Origin of the sequence: Burkholderia sp. MSHR3999 (assembly GCF_000833595.1) — a bacterium.
In the GTDB taxonomy this organism is placed as follows: domain Bacteria; phylum Pseudomonadota; class Gammaproteobacteria; order Burkholderiales; family Burkholderiaceae; genus Burkholderia; species Burkholderia ubonensis.
The window spans coordinates 151,485-170,923 of the sequence record NZ_JRFO01000005.1 but is presented as its reverse complement, the minus strand read 5'-3'; the positions used below and the strand labels follow the sequence as shown (position 1 = coordinate 170,923).

The following is a 19,439-nucleotide window of genomic DNA, read 5'->3' as shown; positions in this document are numbered from 1 at the left end:
TCATGCAAATCACCACCGTTGACCTCGAAGCGGAGTTCGTACAGTCCGTGCTCGATTCGCTCCACCGGGATGGCAAGCTCGGCGAGGCAATCTCGCTGGCTTATGGAAAATGCGAATCGCCCGCCGGCGTGATGGACCTGATTTTCCCGTTGATCACGAAGAAATTGCGGATCGATTATGTACTTTTGTGCAGCATAGAAAGCAATCCTCGCACCCTCCTGCAATTTCTTCGACTGGCCGAAGCGCGGCTGGCACAGAACGAAAGCTGGACCGTCGCGTCGGTCGACGCATCGCTGCGCAGCGTGGCCGACGCGTTGAATCTCGGCTGGGACCATGCGCAGCGCCTGCTGAAGTGCTGCATCCTGTTTTCCGATTCGCCGCTGGAGATCGTGGAAAGCATCGCGTGCCTGGGCAAGCCCGAGACCTCGTTCAGGTTGAGATCGGCGGCCAAGAACATCGAGCTCAGCCACCTGATCAACTGAGCAAGCCCGGCTCGACATCGGCAGCATGCATGATCGCGGAGAGAAATCATGTCTCAAGCCAACGAAACGGCAATCGTTCCCTGGGTGCCCGGAGAAGATCCGGGATTTTCCTTCAGGCGAATCATGGATTTTCTGATCGCCGAAAAAATCAATCACCGGGTCATGGTCCATCCCCCGGAAGGACAAACCGTTGCCGCCAGCCTGCTGCGTGGACACAGCGTCGAACAGGCCGCGAAATGCATGGTGGTGGAAGTCAAGCACGACAACGGCGAGCTTTCCTATGCGCTGGCGGTCGTATCCGGACACAGGAGAGTGGCCTTGAAAAAGGTGGCCGACTGCTTCAGAGGGGTCAAGGCCAAGCTGGCGCCGAGCCATGTGGCGTCGCAATTGACCCGGTGCATGATGGGCGCCGTGCCGCCCATCTCTTTCGACGACCGTCTTCAAGTGGTGGTCGATCGCGACCTGCTGCCCACCCCGGAAATCGTATTCAGCGCGGGACGGCTCGACGTATCGATCGGCGTCGACACCGGCATCTATCTGAATGCGATACGACATCAAATCGGCAGTATCTCCGAATAGCGACACATGGACTTTGCTCAAAACCAATCACCGCCGTGGCATTCGGCCGTCACCCTGATGTGGCGCAGTCATCCCTGGCTGACTCTAGGCACGGTCCTGACCGGCCTCATCAGCGGCATCGCGTCGATCGTGGGCGTCGGATTGATCAGCAGGGCGCTTCACGGCCAGGACGATCGACAGACGCTGTTGCTGATCTTCATTGCGGTGAACGGCATTGCGGTGTTGTGCAGGAGCGCGGCTGCCGTGATGCCGTCCTACGTCTGCATGAAAGTGATGACGAGACTGCGCGTCAACCTGTGCAAGCGGATCCTCGCGACCCCACTGGAGGAAATCGACAGACGCGGCGCGCCCAATGTCCTGACCATGCTGACGCAAGACATTCCGCAGCTGAGCCAGACACTGCTCACCATCCCGACGATCATCGTTCAATCCGTCGTGCTGATTTGCAGCATCGTCTATCTGGCCTATCTCTCGTGGGTCGTTTTTGCTTCGACGATGATCCTGACGATCGCCGGCCTGGTGCTCTATCTGTCTTTCTACCGGAGGGCGGTCGATTTCACTGAAAGAGTGCGTGACGAGTTCGTCCAGTTCAATGAGTACACCCATAGCCTCGTGTTCGGCATCAAGGAACTCAAGCTCAACCGGGCCCGACAACGCTGGTTTACCAAGGCGGCGATCGAACTGTCGTCGCGGCGCGTGGCGGGCTACAACTACATCGAACGCTTCTGGTTCATGAGCGGCGACAGCATCGGTCAGATCACCGTGGCGGTCCTGCTCGGATCTTTGCTGTTCGGCGTCCCTTCGCTCGGCGTCGTCGACCCCTCCGTGCTCACGGCGAGCATTCTGGCCGTGCTTTACATGATGGGGCCCTTGACCATGCTGATCAATATTCTGCCGATCATGGCCGAAGGCAAGACCGCGCTCGCCCGACTCGCGGAATTCGGCTTCCTGATCGATGACACGCAAGACTCGCCCGGAAAACTTCACCATCCGGGCGCAACGGAATCCTCACCGATGGAGTCGTGGCGACGCATCGAATTGAAGGACGTGAAGATGAATTACCACGACCATGAGTCGTCGTCCGACTTCGTGCTTGGCCCCATCAACATGACGATTCATGCGGGGGAGCTCGTCTATGTGATCGGCGGCAACGGCAGCGGCAAGAGCACGTTGGCCAAGATACTCAGCGGCCTCTACGCGCCGACCGAAGGCCATATTGCCCTTGACGGGAAGGTGATCGACGACGATTCGAGGGAACGGTACCGGAATCTGTTTTCCGCCGTGTTTACCGATTTCCATCTGTTCAATCGCATCATCGGGCCGGACCAGAAAAATACGCGCATCGAACTTGCCCAAAAGTACCTTGAAACCCTGAAGCTGGCCGACAAGATCGAGATTCACGGCAAGACCTACTCGACGACCAAGGCCTTGTCGACAGGGCAGCGCAAAAGACTGGCGCTGCTTTGCGCGTACATCGAGGATCGTCCGATCTATATCCTGGACGAATGGGCTGCCGATCAAGACCCGGTGTTCAAGCGATTCTTCTATGAGGTGCTGGTTCCCGATCTGAAATCCCGTGGGAAATGCGTGATCATCATTACCCACGACGATCAGTATTTCAAACTGGCGGATCGCGTCATTCGCCTGGATAGCGGCCGCATTTTCTCGGATACGGCCATGAATGACGTCCGATCGACAGTCGCGGGGTGAGCTGGCGGCGGGTCGAATCGTGAGGCCCGCCTGGTCAAACCCGCAATGGTCGTCTCGAGTGCGGGCGGCGAGGGTTTCGTGGTCGAGATAGAATGCCGCTGTTTCCGCTCGGCGCGACGTATCGTCCGTCTTCATCCGACGATGACGCGCGTCGCGCCGGAAACCGAGCAGGCCGGCCCGATAGACAATCACGACAAGAACACGCATGACGACAGACTCCCCCACTCCCGTCCAGGACCTCCTCAACTGGCGCGCCGCGTCGCGGCGCACGCTGCTGCGCTGGCCCGGATGGATCGGCCTGGCGATGCTGATCGTCGGCGCATTCAACCACATTCTCGCGATGGCCTGTCTGGGCGGCTGCGTGTTCTTCGCCACCCTGCCCATCTGGTACGTCACCACCCAGCGCATCGTGCAGGACCGCCCCAGACCGCCCGTGCCCGTGCAAGCGCTGGCCTGGATCGCGTGCTTTCTGCTCGCGCTGATCCTGAGCCCCACCTTCACGCTCGACAGCCGGCAATTCGACGACACGCACGACACCACCACGACCTGGATCAAACGGTCCCTCGTCGATTCGATCAAGGAGCCCCGCTACAGCCAGGACGAACTGGCCTAGGGACAATCGAACTACGACGTGCGTTTCGTGCCGGCGTCCGTCGTCTGCCCGCGATACAGCACGCGGCTCTATCCGCTCTTCGGTGTCGAGCGTGAAACCGACTGGCTGAACATGCTGGCCAGATCGGTCGACGACTGGCAGGCCGCCAATGCCAGGCCGCCCAAGGACATCCTTCAGCGCTTTCTCGACCAGTGCAAGACTGGCGCGGACGCGATGCTCAAGGCCGGCCTGACCAAGGAATCCGCGCTGATGCACGGCGACGTCGATCTGTTCTTCGCGCGTGCCGAACGCGAGCACACCAGCCCGTCCCGCGCCGAAGTCGTCCTCGAGGACGCGCAGATCCCGCCGGACATCCTGAAGAAAGTCGAAGCGCTGATCGCGAACGACCCGGATTACGGCTTCCGCTTCGTCAGCTTCAACGCATCCGTGGATCTTTCGACAATCGGCGCGAAGGCCACCGTTCCCGGCGAGCCCGACGTGGTGCGCCGCCTGAACCCGCTGGCCATTGCGGCCGCGCTGGGCCGCGACAAGGACGTGGAATATTTCAAACGCGAATGACGCGTGCCGGCGCCGCCTCCTGCCCACCCCGACGCCGCGGCATCACGCCCTCACTTCGATGCGGTTCACGACCCCCGCGATCGCATCGAGGCACCAGGCGTCCTGTTCGGCCATCAGCCGTTCCGCGTCGGTCGGGACCCAGCCCGCCAGCGTGATCTGATGATTCTTCACGCTGACGGTTATCTGGTCGGCCCGCACTCGGGGGTCCGTCTCCAGCACGAGATGCATCACTTCGGAAATCTCCTCGTCGCCGTCGGCTTCTGCGGGCACCAGTTCCAGCAGGTTCTCCACATCGCGGCAGCCGCCCGTCCACCACGCGATCACGCCTGCGAGGCGCCGGTGCGACAGGCTGATCACCTGCCCCGTCAGCCTCACGACGCCATTCTCGACCGTCACCTCGATCGCGCCGCTGCCCTCGTTGCCCGCCTGATCCATGGTGCCGCGCAGCACTTCGAGCTGCCCTTTGACGCGGGCGCAAATCACGCAGTTGCGAAAATCGACCGCCTGCGCGAGCCGCTCGCAGATGCGCGTGCGCAGCTCGCCGTCACCCATCGGCGGATTGGCCGCCACACGGAGCTGATCGACCAGCGGCATCCCGCCGCCATACGTGTGGGTCAGCGCGAGCAGGCGCTTCTTCGATGCGATATCCGGCACCTCGCCCGACACGGTCAACGCGTGGCCGTCAAAACTCATGTGAATGGGATGATGGTGTAGCTTCAGGTGAGATTCGTGTTCAAAGGCCGCCATCACCTGCTTCAAGACCATGTCGCTGCGTTGCATGATCTGCCTCGCGCAAAGGTTGAATGAAGCAGCGCCGTCGGTCCCGGACTGAACAGGTGCCTGCTGCACCCGGCGGGCGCTGTATCGTTAATTATAGGAACCGTGCCGCCGGCGCCACGCCCTTTTCCTGTTGGGTGAGAGGAAACAGCCGCCGGGGAAATGGTTTGGGAAAACCAGACATCGTGATTCGTCAATCCTGCCCGGCGGGCCATGTGAAATGGCGGCGACCAGATTAAATGTTGTTTGTTTTCATGAGGTTGCGCGACGCCCGTGCGCACATGATCCGGCCCTGGCACGCCCCATGCGTTTGTTGCTGCGAGCGCGACGAAAAGTGCTCTTTCCCAAACCGCAGCAAACTCAAGGAGATTTATCATGTCCGCACTGATGATCAACGACCTGTCCCGTGCCCACGAACTCAGCCGCAAGGAAATGGCTTCCGTCAGCGGTGGCAGCGTGTTCCAGAACTTCGGCGTCAACGCCATCGAATCCGGCGGCGGATTCTCGTTCGCCAGCCCCAATACCATTACCGCCCCGGTGACGCAGGTCGATGCATCGACGCACCTGGATCTCACCAGCGTGACCAACACGATCAACAACCTCGGCGGCAAGGTCATCGGGAAGCTGGGCCTGTAAGTTCCACCCTGCTTCGTCGCCGTGGCAGTCGTATTCGATAGCGATAGCGTTGTACCGAAGCGCTCCAGACCGCCGCGAGTATGTCCTCGCGGCGTTGAAGCCCGCCAAGCCGTTCTCCGTTGGCGGGCTTTCTTGCATGGTCAAATCACATTCAGGTTCTCAGTCTCCGACGCCAGTGACTAATATAGGTGACTGCGGCTGCAAGGACTCGATCGCCACATGTCGACAGGCCACATCATGTTGAAGCGCAGAACCTTCCTGTTGGGCAGTGCGGGCGCGGCGGGCGTGCTGGCGATCGGCTGGGCATGGCGGCGTCCCGACGACCGGCTCGCGACGCCTGCACAGCTGGCGATGTCGCGCGTCGACGTGCCGTTGAACGGCTGGGTGATGATCAGTTCCGCTAACGACGTGACGATCGTCATGAGCAAAGCCGAAATGGGCCAGGGCGTCCATACGGGCGCGGCCATGCTGCTGGCGGAAGAGCTCGATGCGGACTGGTCCCGCGTCCGCATCGTCATGTCCCCGCTCGACACGATCTACAAGGACCGTGAAACGCTCGCCGAGGGCCTGCCGTTTCGCCCCGATGACGACAGCCTGCTCGCTCGCGGCATGGAGGCGCTGGCGCGCCGCGCAGCCCGCTATGCGGGTTCGATGGCGACGGGAGGCTCGACGAGCATGATCGATCTGTGGGGGCCCATGCGCGAAGCGGGCGCCACGGCCCGCGTCATGCTGCGCGGCGCTGCGGCGAAGCTATGGAGCGTGCCCGTCGCGGAATGCGAGACGAACGCCGGCCGGGTGCTGCATCGATCGGGACGCTCGGCGACGTATGGCGAACTCGTCCAGCTCGCGCGCGACGTGCCGCGCCCGACGCACGTCGATCTCAAGGACCCGAAGACGTTCACGCTCGTCGGCAAGCGGCTGGGCCGCATCGAGGCGCGCACGAAGCTCGACGGCAGTGCGCGTTTCGGCATCGATGCGCTTCCGGACCAGCTCCTGTATGCGAGCGTCACGATGTGTCCGACACTCGGCGGAAGGGCGCTGGCTTTCGACCAATCCAGGGTCGCCAGCCTGAAAGGCGTGACGGGCATCTTCAGGATCGAGCCGTACCACGGCGGAACGGGAGGCGTTGCCGTCATTGCGGACAACCCGTTCATCGCGATGCGGACGTTGTGCCAGTTGTCGGTCACCTGGGACCATGGGCCGGCTGCCGGCGTGAATTCCGCGGATGTCCGCACGGCGTTGACGCGCGCCCTCGACGGCGACGCGGGCCGCTACGTGTTCTACGCCGCCGGCGACGCCGATGCCGTGCTGAGCCGCGCGAAGCCGTTCGTCGCGCAGTACGAAGCGCCCTATCTCGCTCACGGGCCGCTGGAACCCATGAATTGCACGGTGCGGGTCGATGACGACGCGGCAACGATCTGGGTCGGCACGCAGATTCCAATGCTGGCGCGCAAGGCGGTCGCGGCGCTGCTGGGTCTGGACGAAGACAAGGTGGTCGTGAATCAGCAGTTGATCGGCGGGGCATTCGGCCGCCGGCTCGAAGTCGACTTCATCGCGCAGGCCGCCGCCATCGCGCGCCATGCGAAGGGGCGGCCCGTGCAGACGATCTGGTCGCGCCCGCAGGACATGACGCACGACTTCTACCGCCCGGCCTGCGTGGCGAGATACAGCGGCGCGATCGATGCGAGCGGCCGGCTGGTCGCATGGAAAGGCATCTCGGCGAGCCAGTCGGTCAGCGCGCAGGCGATGCCCCGCACCTTCGGCATGCCGGGCATCGCGGCGAAGCTGCTGCCCGACGCCACCACGGCGGAAGGCGCATTCGACCAGCCCTATGAATGCGACAACGTTCACGTCCAGCACAATACGGTGGCGCTCCCGGTTCCGGTCGGCTACTGGCGCTCCGTCGGGCACGCGCATCAGGCGTTCTTCGTCGAGAGCTTCATCGACGAGATGGCCGTGCTCGCACGGAAAGACCCGATCCGGTTTCGCCTCGACATGCTGAAGCAGCCGGCGCACCAGCGCCATGCGGCCGTGCTGCGGGCGCTCGTCGCGCTGTCCGGCTGGCGTTCGCCGCCGGCATGGCGCGACGAGACCGGCGCGCGGCGCGCGCGCGGCATCGCGATGCACGAAGCGTTCGGCAGCGTGGTCGCGCAAGTCGCCGAAGTGCGGCAGGAAGGTGACGGCTTTCGCGTGACGCGCGTGTTCTGCGTGATCGACTGCGGGCTGGCCGTGAATCCGAATCTCGTCGAGCAGCAGATGGAAAGCGGGATCATCTTCGGGTTGTCGGCCGCGCTCGAGCAGGCGATCACGATCGAGAACGGACAGGTCGCGCAGCATTATTTCGACAGCTACCCGCTGGTCAACATGGAAACGTGTCCCGAGATCGTCACGCAAGTCATGACAGGCGGGGCCGAACCGCACGGCGTCGGCGAAGCGGGCACGCCGCCGATTGCAGCGGCCGTGGCGAATGCGCTGTATGCGCTCACGGGCGTGCGCCATCGCACGCTGCCGCTCGTCAAGCCGCCGCCGCCCCAGCCAGGAGACGACCGATGGTGTCAGTCCGTATCAACGGGGAGACCGCTCACGTCGATTCCGAACCCGACACCCCGCTGCTCTGGGTGATTCGGTGCGAACGGAAGCTGACCGGCACGAAGTTCGGCTGCGGCGTCGGGATCTGCGGCGCCTGCACGGTGCTGCTGAACGATCAGGCCGTGCCGGCCTGCCAGATCCCGGTCGGCACGCTGAACGGCGCGCGCATCACGACCGTCGAAGGACTCGACAGCGCTGAAGCGCGGGCGCTGAAGGACGCGTGGCTCGCCGTCGACGTCGTGCAATGCGGTTATTGCCAGAGCGCCCAGCTGGTCGCCGCCACGGCCCTGCTCATGCGCTGCCCGCGCCCCGACGACCGCCAGATCGACGAGGCGATGAAGAACATCGCATGCCGGTGCGGCACGTTTCCCCGCATCCGCAAGGCCGTTCACAAGGCGGCGGAGTCGGTAGGGCCTGTTCACGCTAATAACGGGCTTGCGCTGGCCGCCAGAAGGGCCGAGCGCGAGGAATGGGACGAAGCGAATACTCAACGTATTCGCAAGGAGCATGACGCGGCGATCGGCCCTTCTGGCGGCCAGCCCCACAAATGAATTTTCAAGATCAGGGGAACGTGCCTTGCCGGCCGTATTGCGGCGTCGGTCGTCGCTTGTTTGGCTCGGCCAAACGGCGCTCCTCCCTCCTTGCACTCCGACCGGCAAGGCACGTTCGCAAGCCCGTTATTAGCGTGAACAGGCCCTACGCCGTTGACATACGGATGAACCCGCCCGATCAGTTACCGCCGGCGCGCGTCGTGATCTGGACGAAATCGGCGGCGATGCGCCCCGCGCCGTACCTGGCCTCGAACTGTTTCAACTGTCGATCGATTGCCGCGAGATAGGCGGCGCGCGGCTCGGAGGGCGGGCGCATCCCGTCGAACAACGGCGCCGGCGTGACGAGGAGCACGATCATCTCGGTCCCGAAAGGCTTGCCGATCACCCAGTCGCCCATGCTGCCGATCGTGGCGGAGTAATTCGGCGGCGCCTGGTTGTCGCGTGCGTGGCTGCTCGGCACGAGATGCACGACGCTCCCGTTCAGCACGTAATAGTCGACGTTCACGTACGAGTCGTAACCGGGTGTCGTGATGTCGATGACCAGCGGGTTGCCTTCCGTGAGACGCGCATCGGGCGCTCGCGTGCGGATCGACGCGGTGTGCGGCGACGCCCGATTCGATCGCCAGTACGGCGCGAGCGCGGTCACGACCTCGCAATTGTGGGCATCGATCGGACGCACGTCGAGATTCGCCGCCTGCCCGCCCGGTATGCCGCCGAGCGCAGTGCGCACCCGCGCGACACCGACACCGGATTCCACGAATCCCCGCACCTGCAGCACGTGATCCTGCATGGAGGCATCCAGCGCCGAACACGGGATGCGCGCGAGCGCAGCCATCACGGCCGCCAGCGAGATCGCCGGCGGCGGCGCGCTGGCAGCGGCGGGGACGGCGGCCGCGGGCGCGCTGCCGGCGGCGTCCGTCTTCGCGACATTCCCTCCGTTTGCAGGCGCCTGCGCGAGCGTGTCCGCCGCGGCGCGCCTTTCGCCGCTGCGCGAAAGCGCGTGGTAGCCGTACCAGAGCACGGCGATCGCCGCCAGCGCGCACGCGCCCACGGCCGCCCCGACGCGCGCGCCCGATGCCGGCGTACGGCGCTTGAACACGCCCATGCCTTCCAGGAACGGGTTGACGCCGGGCGTGCGCGTCGCGCGGTCGAACGACAACGCGGCGCTCAAGGTTCGCCATTGCGTGCGATCGAGGCCGGGCGGGCGCGCGGGCCGCAAGTGGTCATGACGCGCCTGGGTGGCCGACAGCCGGTCGAACGGATGGTGTCCGGTCAGCAATTCGTAGGTGACGCACGCGAGCGCGTAGACGTCGTCGCGCGGGTCCGGTTCGAGATGCTCGAACATCTCCGGGCTCGCATAGGCCGGCGTGATGCCGCCGAGGCTCGCCGGGTCGAACACGGTCACGTCGGGGTCCTCGTCGCGCCGCTGGAACGCGCGGGCGATCCCGAAGTCGATCACCTTCACTTCGCCCCTGTCGGTGAGGAACACGTTGGCGGGCTTGAAATCGCAGTGGACGAAGCCGCGCTCATGCGCATACGCCAGCGCCTGGCCCATCCCGGCGATGATCGGCAATGCGGCATCGAGCGGCATGCCCGCAAAGCCCGGCGCACGCAGCACCTTGCTGAGCGGCTTGCCCGACAGATACTCCATCGTGAGATAGACGAGCGGGCCGTCCCGATCGAAGTCGTAGACGGTGACGATGTTGCGATGAGCGAGCGTCTGCGCCTTGCGGGCTTCGCGCTGAAGCGCGATCAGCGACGTCGGCTGGCCGCGAAACTGCACGTTGAGCACCTTGATCGCGATGTGCGGCTTGCGATCCGACGCCTCCAGCTTGCGGAGGTCGAGCGCCTTGTACACGGTGCCCATCCCGCCGACACCGAGGCACTCCTCCAGCACGAAGCGCCCGTTCAGCGTATCGCCGATGCCTTTCACGCGCTCGCCGTCGACGAACGTTGCGCCGCTCGACGGCCCGGGCGGGGTGCCCGGACGAGCGTCCGCGTGAAGCGGGCTCTCCTGAATCCGGGTTGCGTCGCCGGCGGATGCCGTCTTGTCGCGACACCGTTCGATGCGCCTCAGCACTTCCGCGTAGATCTCGTCCGACAGCGGCTGCGTGGTTTGCGTCTGGTCGAGCACTTCGCGCAGCTGCGCGCAATCGACCTGGTCGGTCGCCAGCACCCGGTCGATCTCCGAGAAGAACGCGTCCCGCGACAGCGCCCCGCTCTGGAAGGTTTGAATCAGCTGCGTAAAGCTCATCATTCGAATGCCGTCTACTCAGCTTCAGCTTGCCGACCCGCTTCGGCGCCTCGCGGCGCCACCACGCCATCGTCAGACGAATTCGGCTGCGCGCCGCACCGGCCGCCGGCCTTCCGACAGGATGTCTAACAAATCATACTAGTCTGCGCCAATGCCCTGTGCAATCAGTGCCGGGACTAGGGTCTGTTTACATACGGAACGCGCATGCGAATGCCCGAAATCGCCCGCAGGGCAAGGAGCAAGGAGCGCCGTTTGGCCGAGCCAAACAAGCGACGCGCGACGCCGCCATGCGGGCGATTTCGGGCATTCCCCTGGAATGAATTTTTTAATTTGGGGTTGCCACGAGAACGGCCGCTCGCCGCGTTGTGCTCCTTGCGAATACATCCAGTATTCGCGGCGTCGCACGCCTCGCGAGCGGCCGTTCTCGTGGCAACGCATGTGCGTTCCGTATGTAAACAGACCCTGGATTGGCGAAGTGCGCGCTCCTGTGCGGCGAAACCTATACTGGACAGAAACCCCGCACGCCGGCGCATCGCATGATGCCGCGCGGCTGCCCTTCCCCCATCCGATTTCGCGGAGCCAACCATGGGCGTGCTCGTCATCAACGATCTTCCCGAAAGCGTCGACCTCGACCGGCAGGCGATGGCCGCCATCACGGGCGGCGCGATGGTCCGCGCGCATCAGACGATGCTCGCGCCGCGGACTTTCCCGTTTCTTCACACCGACGCACAAAACGCTGCCTCGACGCGTGCGCCGGCGGCCGACGCAGCACCATCCCGCGCGCGTCCGACGCTGTTGCGTTGATCGACACCCCCCTGGGCTCGGCGCGCACGGTCGGGCCGCTCACATCGTCATCGCGAGCCGCCGGTCTGCCGGCGGGAACACGCACCACGAGCCGTCGTCGTGACGAAAGAAGAAGATCGCGATCGTGCCGGCCGGATGCGCGGCCTCGACGCAGACATAGCGGCGCCGTTGCTCAGCCATGCGGCTGAAACGCACGACGCGTGCCGGTACGAACACGCTCGGCGCGAGCCACTTGTCGACCTGCATGCGCAGGGATGATCCGGTTCCGTTCATTTCAACCCCCTGGTGGCGATGTCGAACGCGTCGGGACGTCACTCATGCGGCTGCGATCGCGGCCGCCGCACACCGTCCGCCTGCCCGCCGCGCCACGATCAACGCGCGGCAGAGGGACAGCGCGAACCGAAGCGCCGTGCGCGGATGCATGACGCACGTGCGAACCTGCTCGCTGTGGCCCGTGCCTTCCACGCACCACGTGCAGAAGTGCTCGCAGTTGTTCGTCAGCAGCCGGTAGTGGTTTTCGCCAAGACGGGAACGCGCGCGCAGGACCGCGGCATGTCCCGCGTAGGCCGCGTGCGGATGCGGCACGATGCGCACCGCGTGACCGGCGGCGAAGCGTTCGAGCGTGACTTCCTCGATCGGGCCGCGATGCAGCGACGCGCAAAGCCCCGCGTAGTGGACGACGCGCCCGCCGCCGACATGGATGCCGTGATGGCTGTAGCCGGCGCGATCGGAAACCAGGTGCGCGCCGAGCGGCAGTGCCGCGTGCACGATCCCCTGCGCAGCACCAGCGGCCATGCGGGACACTGCGCTGTTCACGGGTTGAAGGTCGCGTTCCATGACTGGCTCCATCTGCGGGTTGGCGGCCGCCCGTGCTGCCGAAGGGTTAGCCGGTTGCCAACTAACCTGCATCGAGCGTGCCAATCATCCGCAGCCCGTCGCGCCAGGCGTGACGGGAAACGCGCGGCGCGCCGGGCGCCGCGCTGTCGTCGCGCGGCCAACCATTCGACGGGGATTTCGTTGGTGCGACGGCACCAGTTGGCGCGCCGGACAGCCGTCGGCGTCCGCCGGCGCAGGTGTCGGTTTCGCGGCGACGTCCGCGCGCGCAACTGTTGGCCTGCGCACGACCATTGCAGGACCGGGCCGCGACGCACTAGCATGCAAGCAACGCGTGTCGATCACGCGGTGCCTTGCCGCGTGCGGCGCTCGCCGGATCGACGCACGCGCCCGGGCAGCGCATGCGGGTTGCGTCATGCATGGCACGAGGTTTGCACGTATCGGGTACCGGTCCGTCGGCCAGCCCCCATTCGGAGACGCATCATGACCTCGCTCGCGATTACCGACCTTCACATGCAGCGCGACATCGACCGCAAGACGATGTCGTTCATCCGCGGCGCAGGCGCGCCGTGGGTATTCGGCTGGATCCAGCCCTACGCGCCGCCGGCTCCGGCGTTCGGGCCCGTCGTCAATCTCTATCAGACGTACAACACGTTCTACGCGAACCAGGTCCTCAACCAGATCCAGAACATCGACGTCACGAACTCGGCGGCCGGTTCGAACATCGTGGTCGGCGTCGGCGCGGACGGCAGGAACCGGCTCGCCTAGCGGCTGTTCACGCTAGGGTCTGTTTACATACGGAACGCACATGCGAATGCCCGAAATCGCCCGTAGGGCAAGGAGCAAGGAGCGCCGTTTGGCCGAGCCAAACAAGCGACGCGCGACGCCGCCATACGGGCGATTTCGGGCATTCCCCTGGAATGGGTTTTCAATTTGGGGTTGCCACGAGAACGGCCGCTCGCCGCGTTGCGCTCCTTGGCGATACGTCCAGTATTCGCAGCGTCGCGCGCCTCGCGAGCGGCCGTTCTCGTGGCAACGCATGTGCGTTCCGTATGTAAACAGACCCTAACGAAAGGAATGGCGCGCCGTGAGCGCAGAACTGCAATGGACCTCGGCTTCACGCACTGACGTGGGCCGCGTTCGCGAGATCAACGAAGACGACTGCCTCGCGTTGCCGCAGCGTGGCCTGTGGGCCGTTGCGGACGGCATGGGCGGCCATTCGGCCGGCGACCTCGCGAGCCGGACCATCGTGCGTGCGCTGGAACGGCTGGCCGCCCCGGCCACGCTGGCGGACTTCATCGACGCCGCGCGCGCCGCGCTCGATACCGTCAACGCGCGCTTGCGCGAATCGGCGGCCCAGCGCGGCGTACGCATGATCGGCAGCACGGTGGCGGTGCTGCTCGCGAGCGGCCGTCAATGCGGCTGGCTCTGGGCCGGCGACAGCCGGATCTACCTGTACCGCGACGCGCACCTGACGCAGCTCACGCTCGATCACAGCCGCGTCGCGGAACTGCAGGCGCAGGGCCACCTGAGCGCGCAGCAGGCGCGCCATCATCCGTCACAGCACCTGATCACGCGCGCCGTCGGCGCCGCCGAGCGGCTGCATCTCGACGAGCGACGCATCGACGTGCGCGACGGCGACATGTTCCTGCTGTGCAGCGACGGCCTGAGCAACGAGATGGACGAAGCCGACATCTCGGCCGCGCTCGCGTGCGGCGACTGCGCGCGCGCCACGGACGCGCTCGTCGATCTCGCGTTGCGCGAGGGCGGACGCGACAACGTCACCGCCGTCGTGATCCGCGCCGACGATCCCGATGCGTCGGACCACACGCTCGCCAATCCTGCCGTGCGACGCTGAACCGGCAAGCGGGCGCGCGTTGCGTTCACGCGTCCTTGCCGGGCGTCGTGCCGTCCGGATGACGAAACGCTTTCGAACGGATGCCGTGCTTCTTGAGCAGCATCTGCAGGTGCGACCGGTTCATCTCGCAACGACGCGCCAGTTCGGCCACGGTTCCGCCGGTCTCCTGCAGCCCGCGTTCGAGAAACGCGCGCTCCGCCTCGTCGCTCGCGGCGCGCTTCGCGTCGCTGAGCGACAGCGGCCGGCCCGGCGTACCGTCTTCCGTCGCACGAATGGCTGCCGACACGGCTTTCGGACGGATGTCCTCGGGCAGGTGCTCGATGTCCGCGACCTCGCCGGCCAGGCACGACAGACGGTAGACGAGATTGCGCAGTTCGCGGATGTTGCCCGGATACGCGTACGTCAGCAGGAAGTCGCGCAGCTTCGGCGTCGTCCTGACGGGCCTGCGCTTCAGCGCCCCCGCCGCCTCGTCGCCGAAGTACGCGAGCAGCAGCGGAATTTCGTCGCGACGCTCGCGCAGCGCCGGCAACGTCAGGTGAATGACGCTCAGGCGGTAGAACAGGTCCTCGCGAAACAGCCCCTGTTCGCTCAATTGCCGCAGGTTCTTGTTGGTGGCGGCGACGATGCGCGTATCGACGGAAATCGGCTCGTCCGAGCCGACCCGCTGGATCTCGTGCGATTCCAGCACGCGCAGCAGCTTGACCTGGCCCGACAGCGGCAACTCGCCGATTTCGTCGAGGAAGATCGTGCCGGTGTGCGCGCTCTCGAACTTGCCCTTGCGATCGTTCGACGCGCCGGTGAACGCGCCGCGCCGATGCCCGAACAGCTCGGATTCGAGCAGGTTGTCGGGAATCGCGCCGCAGTTCACCGAGATGTACGGCCGGTCGGCGCGCGCCCCGTTCGCGTGGATGACTTTCGCCATCAGCTCCTTGCCGGTCCCGCTCTCGCCGTCGATCAGCACGGGCAGATCGGTCGGTGCGGCCTTTTCGGCGATTTCGAGCGCGGCGAGCAGCTTCGGGTTGTCGCCGAAGATCCCCTCGAAGATGAAGCTGCGCTCGATCAGCGCCTGCCGGCGCCGGTGCGCCGCAGGCGCGGCCGGCTCCGCCGCGTCGGGCGTGTCTGAAGCGTCGGACGTCTGCGGCGTGGCCACGGCCGCCTCGACGAAGCGCTCCTTGCGCGACATCTGCATCACCTCGTCGCGCAGCACGTTCGCCTGGTTGAGCAGCTTCTCGATGTCCGCGCGCTCGAGCCTGGGCGCCCAGCGCAGCATCGAGCGCAGGATCTCGATCTTCTCGAGCAGGCCGGCATACGAGATCGCGGAGTTGCCGAATCCGTGCGGGTCGAAGAGTTTCATGTTGCGCCCAGTTGTTTCTGCACGAGCTGGTAATACATGCCCTTGAGGGCAACCAGCTCGTCGTGCGATCCCTGTTCGACGATCGCGCCTTCGTACAGGACGAGGATCTTGTCGGCGCGCATGATGGTGCTGAGCCGGTGCGCGATGATCACCGCCGTGCGCCCTTGCAGGATCTCGTGCATGTTCGCGAGGATGTTGCTCTCCGACTGCGTGTCGAGCGACGACGTCGCCTCGTCGAACACGAGCAGGCGCGGGTCGTGATACAGCGCGCGCGCGATGCAAAGCCGCTGGATCTGGCCGCCGGACAGGCCCACGCCGCGCTCGCCCACCACCTGCTCGTAGCCGAGCGGCAATTTGCTGATGAAGGCATGCGCGTCGGCCATCCGCGCGACCTCCTCCATGCGGCGCCAGTCGGGGCTCGCGTCGCCGCATGCGATGTTCTCGGCGATCGATCCGGAAAACACCAGGTTGGACTGCATCACGTAGCCGATCTGCGCACGGTAGTAAGCCTTGTCGATCGCGCTCATGTCGTAGCCGTCCACCACGATCTTGCCGTCCGTCGGCGCATAGAAGCCGACGAGCAGCTTCGCCAGCGTGGTTTTCCCCGAACCGCTGCGCCCGACGATCGCCACCATCTCGCCGCGCTTGATCGTGCAGTTGATGTTCTCCAGCACGTAAGGCGTTTCGTTGCCGCCGTAGCGGAAATACACGCCGTCGAAGCTGATGTCGCCCTGCAGGTCGGGCAGCAGCACGCGCGAAGCCAGTTCGGACGGCGGCTGCTCGGGCTCGATGTCGAGCACGTCGCCGAGCCGCTCCATCGCCACCGCCGCGTCGTTCATCAGGCTCCACATGCCGACGAGCCCCATCAGCGGCGCCAGCACGCTGCCCATGAACGCATTGAAGGCGATCAGTTGCCCGATGCTGAGTTCATGCGCGAGCACGAGGTTCGCGCCGACCCACAGGATCACGATCGTGGTCGCCGCATTCAGCAGCTGGCCGCCGAGCGCCACCAGGATATTGAATGCCTGTGCGCGGTACTGGACGTCGAGCGCCTTCGCATACTTGCGCTCCCACTTCAGCCGCACCGACCGCTCGATGCCCATGCCCTTCACGGTCTCGACGCCGCCGAGCGTCTCCATCAGCAGCGACTTCGCATCGGTGGACGCGGCAAACACCTCGCGCGCATAGCCTTTCAGCTTCGGGGTCGCGAGCGCCGTGAGCGCCATGATCGGGATCACGAAGGCGATCAGCACCAGCGTCATCTTCACGTTGTAGAGAAACATGATCGTGAAGTAGATGAAGATCATCAGGAGATTGAGCGCGGTGGTCACGGTGGACTCCGTCAGGAACGCCCGGATCGTCTGGTTTTCCTGGAAGCGCGCGAACACGTCGCCGCTCTTGCGGCGCGCGAAGAACGAATACGGCAGCGACATCGTGTGCTTGTAGAACTGCGACATCATCGCGAAATCGAGACTGCGCACCATGAAGTTGGACAGGTGGGCGCGGATCGTCGTCATCAACTGGGTAAACACGTGCGAAATGACGAGCCCGGCAATCAGCAGGTGCAGCAGGCTGACGTTCTGGTGCACGATCACCCCGTCCAGCACGCTCTGGATGATCAGCGGCGGAATGACGCCGAGCACCTGGATCACGAACGTCGCCAGGAACAGGTGCGCGAGAATCTTCCTGTAAGGGCGCAGGTAGCCGATGAAGCGCACCCACGGCGAACGTGACTCGACCGGCGCCGCGGCCGTCGCGCTCGCGGTGAACAGCAGGCAGGTGCCGCTCCAGCCGCGCTCGAACGCCTCGACGCTCAGCTTCCTGAAGCCGAGCGCCGGATCGGCGATCCGCACCCACGACTTCGACACGCCGTACACGACGACGTAGTGGTAGCCCTCCCAGTGCACGATGAACGGCAGGTCGAACCCGAGCAGCGCCTCGTACGTGCACTGCACGCCGCGCGTCGCGAAGCCGACCGCCTCGCCGGTGCGCGCGAGACTGTCGAGCGTCGCGCCCTGCGTCGTCACGTTCGCGAGATCGCGCAGCTTGCCGAGCGTCATCGCGATGCCGTAGTGGCGGCAGATCATCGCGAGGCACGCCGCCCCGCAATCCATTTCCTCCGCCTGCTCGACCAGCACGAAACGCTTGATCATGCGCTCGCCGAACGCGGCGTCGGCGCCGATGTCGATCTGCAGCGGGTGGCGGCGCCGCTCGGCGAGCTTCTTCTGCCGCTGCAGCTCCTGATCCACGAAACGGATGCGCTCCTCGAGCACCTCGCGCAGTTTCGGGTTGCGCTCGAGCATGAAGTGCACGGTCTTTTCCGGAATGACGAGCAGGCGCGTATCGGTGACGGCGGTGACGGTCGCCGCCTGCTCCTGCCGCAGCAGGCACGCGCGCTCGCCGAAGATCTCGCCCGCGCCGAGCGTCGCGAGCGGATAGTCGTTGCCGTCCTCCCGGCACGACACGCTCACCTCGCCCTGGCGCACCACGTACAGCCGCAGGTCGCCGCCCGGCCCCTGCCGCACGATCTCCTTGCCGGCCGCGACGCGCTTCACGCCGACGCTCGACACGTATTCCTCGAGCTCGGCGCGCGTCAGCTTGCCGCGCAGGTCGAACAGCCGCGTCACGAAACCGCCGGCCGAGCTGATCGCGACATAGCTCGTCACGAATGCCTGCGCGGCGGGGTTGTCGCGCAGGATCGGTTCGATCGCGCTGCGCGGGATGCACAGCACCTCGGCCTTCTTCGACGCGCGCACCGACACCTCGTGCCAGCAGTCGCGCAGCATCGCCATTTCGCCGAATACCTCGCCTTCCTTGCGCACGCCGACGCTGGTTTCCTTGCCGCGCTCGTCGGCGATCAGGCGCACGGCCCCGCTTCGCAGCACATACAGGCCCTCGGCGGGTTCGCCGCGGTTGCAGACGGTGTCGCCGAACGCGTAGGTGCGCACCTGCGCATGCGCGGCCATGCGGTCGAGTTCGTCGCGCGAGAACAGCGACAGCGGCTCCACCGACGCGAGAAACGCCGCGAGCGACGGGGTGCTGGCCGGAGCGGGGGCTTGTGCGTCCATCGGTGCGGTTCTCCGTGTTCAGCGTGCCTCGATGATGTGTTCCTGCGCGCGCTCGGCGAGCCATTCCTCGCGCAGCAGGCGGCGCACCTCGGACGCGACGTCGGCGTCGAGCGCGGCCGGGTGTTTCGCGGTGACCGAGAAGATCTCGAAGAACGAGCCGTCGGGCGCCGCGAACGGCCCGAGCAGGTCGCCCACATGCGCGTTGAACACCTTGGCCTCGATGTCCGTCTTCAGCGAGCCGCGCAGCACCTTGCCGATCACGCCGCCGCGCTCGCTCGTGTCGGCGATCGAATGCTCGCGCGCCATGTCGCCGAAGCAGTCCGGGTCGTCCTCCAGTGTCGCCATCATCTCGCGCGCCTTGCCTTCCGAATCCAGCACGATGTGGCTGACCTCGATGCTGTCGAACTTCGGCGAATTGAGTTTGAAGTACGCTTCGACGGCCGCGTCGCTGCACACGGTGTCGAACGTCTTCTCCTGGTACAGCGTGTCCGTGATGAACCGCTCGAACTCGTCGAGACTGATGCCGAACACGTCCAGGTAGCGGTTCATGTCCGCGGCGCGGTGCAGGCCGCGCACGCGGCGGAACTGGTCGGCGCGCGCCTGGATTTCTTCCGGGCTCACCTGCATGCCCATCTTCCTCGCCGCGATCACCGTCAGCCGGTCGCGGACCTGCTGTTCGACGAGGCCCTCGAACTGCCCGGTGAGCTTCAGCACGCGGATGAAGTCGTCGGTGCCGATCACGTCGTCGTCGATACGCACTATTGCCGTCATC

Annotated in this window: 17 protein-coding genes and 1 pseudogene; 11 read left to right on the top strand and 7 right to left on the bottom strand. The window is 65.4% G+C overall.

Going from position 1 to position 19,439, the window contains the following annotated elements; all coding sequences use genetic code 11:
- Positions 1-2 precede the first annotated feature (2 nt).
- From KY49_RS14815 to KY49_RS14795, 5 genes are all read left to right on the top strand, one after another.
- Positions 3-482, top strand: coding sequence for a hypothetical protein (locus KY49_RS14815; RefSeq protein ID WP_042585806.1), 480 nt, complete (start codon positions 3-5; stop codon positions 480-482).
- A 48-nt stretch (positions 483-530) separates the two neighbouring features.
- A complete protein-coding gene (locus KY49_RS14810; protein ID WP_010095740.1) occupies positions 531-1,061 on the top strand; it encodes a YbaK/EbsC family protein in 531 nt (176 codons plus the stop codon).
- 6 nt (positions 1,062-1,067) lie between these two features.
- Complete coding sequence (locus KY49_RS14805) at positions 1,068-2,771, top strand: cyclic peptide export ABC transporter (RefSeq protein WP_042585409.1); 1,704 nt, start codon at positions 1,068-1,070, stop codon at positions 2,769-2,771.
- Between the two features lie 205 nt (positions 2,772-2,976).
- The gene (locus KY49_RS14800; RefSeq protein WP_042585408.1) at positions 2,977-3,384 is read left to right on the top strand and encodes a hypothetical protein; all 408 of its coding nucleotides are present in this window, start codon (positions 2,977-2,979) and stop codon (positions 3,382-3,384) included.
- An 18-nt stretch (positions 3,385-3,402) separates the two neighbouring features.
- Positions 3,403-3,942 (top strand): hypothetical protein, encoded by a 540-nt coding sequence (locus tag KY49_RS14795; protein WP_042585407.1) that lies wholly within the window; start codon positions 3,403-3,405, stop codon positions 3,940-3,942.
- A 42-nt stretch (positions 3,943-3,984) separates the two neighbouring features.
- Here KY49_RS14795 and KY49_RS14790 read toward each other — a convergent pair whose 3' ends face one another.
- Entirely contained in the window at positions 3,985-4,722 is a 738-nt protein-coding gene (locus tag KY49_RS14790) for a BON domain-containing protein (protein ID WP_042585406.1), read from the bottom strand.
- 372 nt (positions 4,723-5,094) lie between these two features.
- On the opposite strand from KY49_RS14790, the gene KY49_RS14785 reads away from it, so the two are divergent.
- The 3 genes and pseudogenes from KY49_RS14785 to KY49_RS14775 form a co-directional block, all read left to right on the top strand.
- Positions 5,095-5,355: a hypothetical protein gene (locus tag KY49_RS14785; RefSeq protein ID WP_042585405.1), complete on the top strand. Its 261-nt coding sequence runs from the start codon at positions 5,095-5,097 to the stop codon at positions 5,353-5,355.
- A gap of 237 nt (positions 5,356-5,592) precedes the next feature.
- Positions 5,593-7,977: a xanthine dehydrogenase family protein molybdopterin-binding subunit gene (locus KY49_RS14780; RefSeq protein WP_042585404.1), complete on the top strand. Its 2,385-nt coding sequence runs from the start codon at positions 5,593-5,595 to the stop codon at positions 7,975-7,977.
- Positions 7,905-8,348, top strand: a pseudogene (locus tag KY49_RS14775) ((2Fe-2S)-binding protein); the annotation flags it as partial. The gene KY49_RS14780 and the pseudogene KY49_RS14775, both read left to right, overlap by 73 nt.
- Before the next feature lie 325 nt (positions 8,349-8,673).
- On the opposite strand, the gene KY49_RS14770 reads toward KY49_RS14775, so the two are convergent.
- Positions 8,674-10,752: a serine/threonine protein kinase gene (locus KY49_RS14770; protein WP_042585403.1), complete on the bottom strand. Its 2,079-nt coding sequence runs from the start codon at positions 10,750-10,752 to the stop codon at positions 8,674-8,676.
- 582 nt (positions 10,753-11,334) lie between these two features.
- Between KY49_RS14770 and KY49_RS14765 the strand changes: the two genes are divergently transcribed.
- Entirely contained in the window at positions 11,335-11,553 is a 219-nt protein-coding gene (locus KY49_RS14765) for a hypothetical protein (RefSeq protein WP_042585402.1), read from the top strand.
- Between the two features lie 39 nt (positions 11,554-11,592).
- Here the strand turns inward: KY49_RS14765 and KY49_RS14760 are convergent, their stop codons facing one another.
- Positions 11,593-11,826 (bottom strand): hypothetical protein, encoded by a 234-nt coding sequence (locus KY49_RS14760; RefSeq protein WP_042585401.1) that lies wholly within the window; start codon positions 11,824-11,826, stop codon positions 11,593-11,595.
- A 42-nt stretch (positions 11,827-11,868) separates the two neighbouring features.
- Positions 11,869-12,348 carry a lecithin retinol acyltransferase family protein gene (locus tag KY49_RS14755; protein ID WP_052495707.1) on the bottom strand — a complete coding sequence of 160 codons (480 nt, stop codon included), beginning with the start codon at positions 12,346-12,348 and terminating at the stop codon, positions 11,869-11,871.
- A 522-nt stretch (positions 12,349-12,870) separates the two neighbouring features.
- Between KY49_RS14755 and KY49_RS14750 the strand changes: the two genes are divergently transcribed.
- Positions 12,871-13,155, top strand: a complete 285-nt coding sequence (locus KY49_RS14750; RefSeq protein ID WP_042585400.1) for a hypothetical protein — start codon at positions 12,871-12,873, stop codon at positions 13,153-13,155.
- 319 nt (positions 13,156-13,474) lie between these two features.
- Positions 13,475-14,245 (top strand): PP2C family protein-serine/threonine phosphatase, encoded by a 771-nt coding sequence (locus KY49_RS14745; protein ID WP_042585399.1) that lies wholly within the window; start codon positions 13,475-13,477, stop codon positions 14,243-14,245.
- Between the two features lie 25 nt (positions 14,246-14,270).
- On the opposite strand, the gene KY49_RS14740 is transcribed toward KY49_RS14745, so the two are convergent.
- The 3 genes from KY49_RS14740 to KY49_RS14730 are packed head-to-tail and all read right to left on the bottom strand — an operon-like array spanning position 14,271 to position 19,438.
- On the bottom strand, positions 14,271-15,599 hold the full coding sequence (locus tag KY49_RS14740; protein WP_042585398.1) for a sigma-54 interaction domain-containing protein: 1,329 nt from the start codon (positions 15,597-15,599) through the stop codon (positions 14,271-14,273).
- Positions 15,596-18,667 carry a peptidase domain-containing ABC transporter gene (locus tag KY49_RS14735; protein WP_042585397.1) on the bottom strand — a complete coding sequence of 1,024 codons (3,072 nt, stop codon included), beginning with the start codon at positions 18,665-18,667 and terminating at the stop codon, positions 15,596-15,598. Before KY49_RS14735 ends, KY49_RS14740 begins: the two co-directional genes overlap by 4 nt.
- A gap of 18 nt (positions 18,668-18,685) precedes the next feature.
- On the bottom strand, positions 18,686-19,438 hold the full coding sequence (locus tag KY49_RS14730) for a peptidylprolyl isomerase (RefSeq protein ID WP_042585396.1): 753 nt from the start codon (positions 19,436-19,438) through the stop codon (positions 18,686-18,688).
- Position 19,439: the final 1 nt, after the last annotated feature.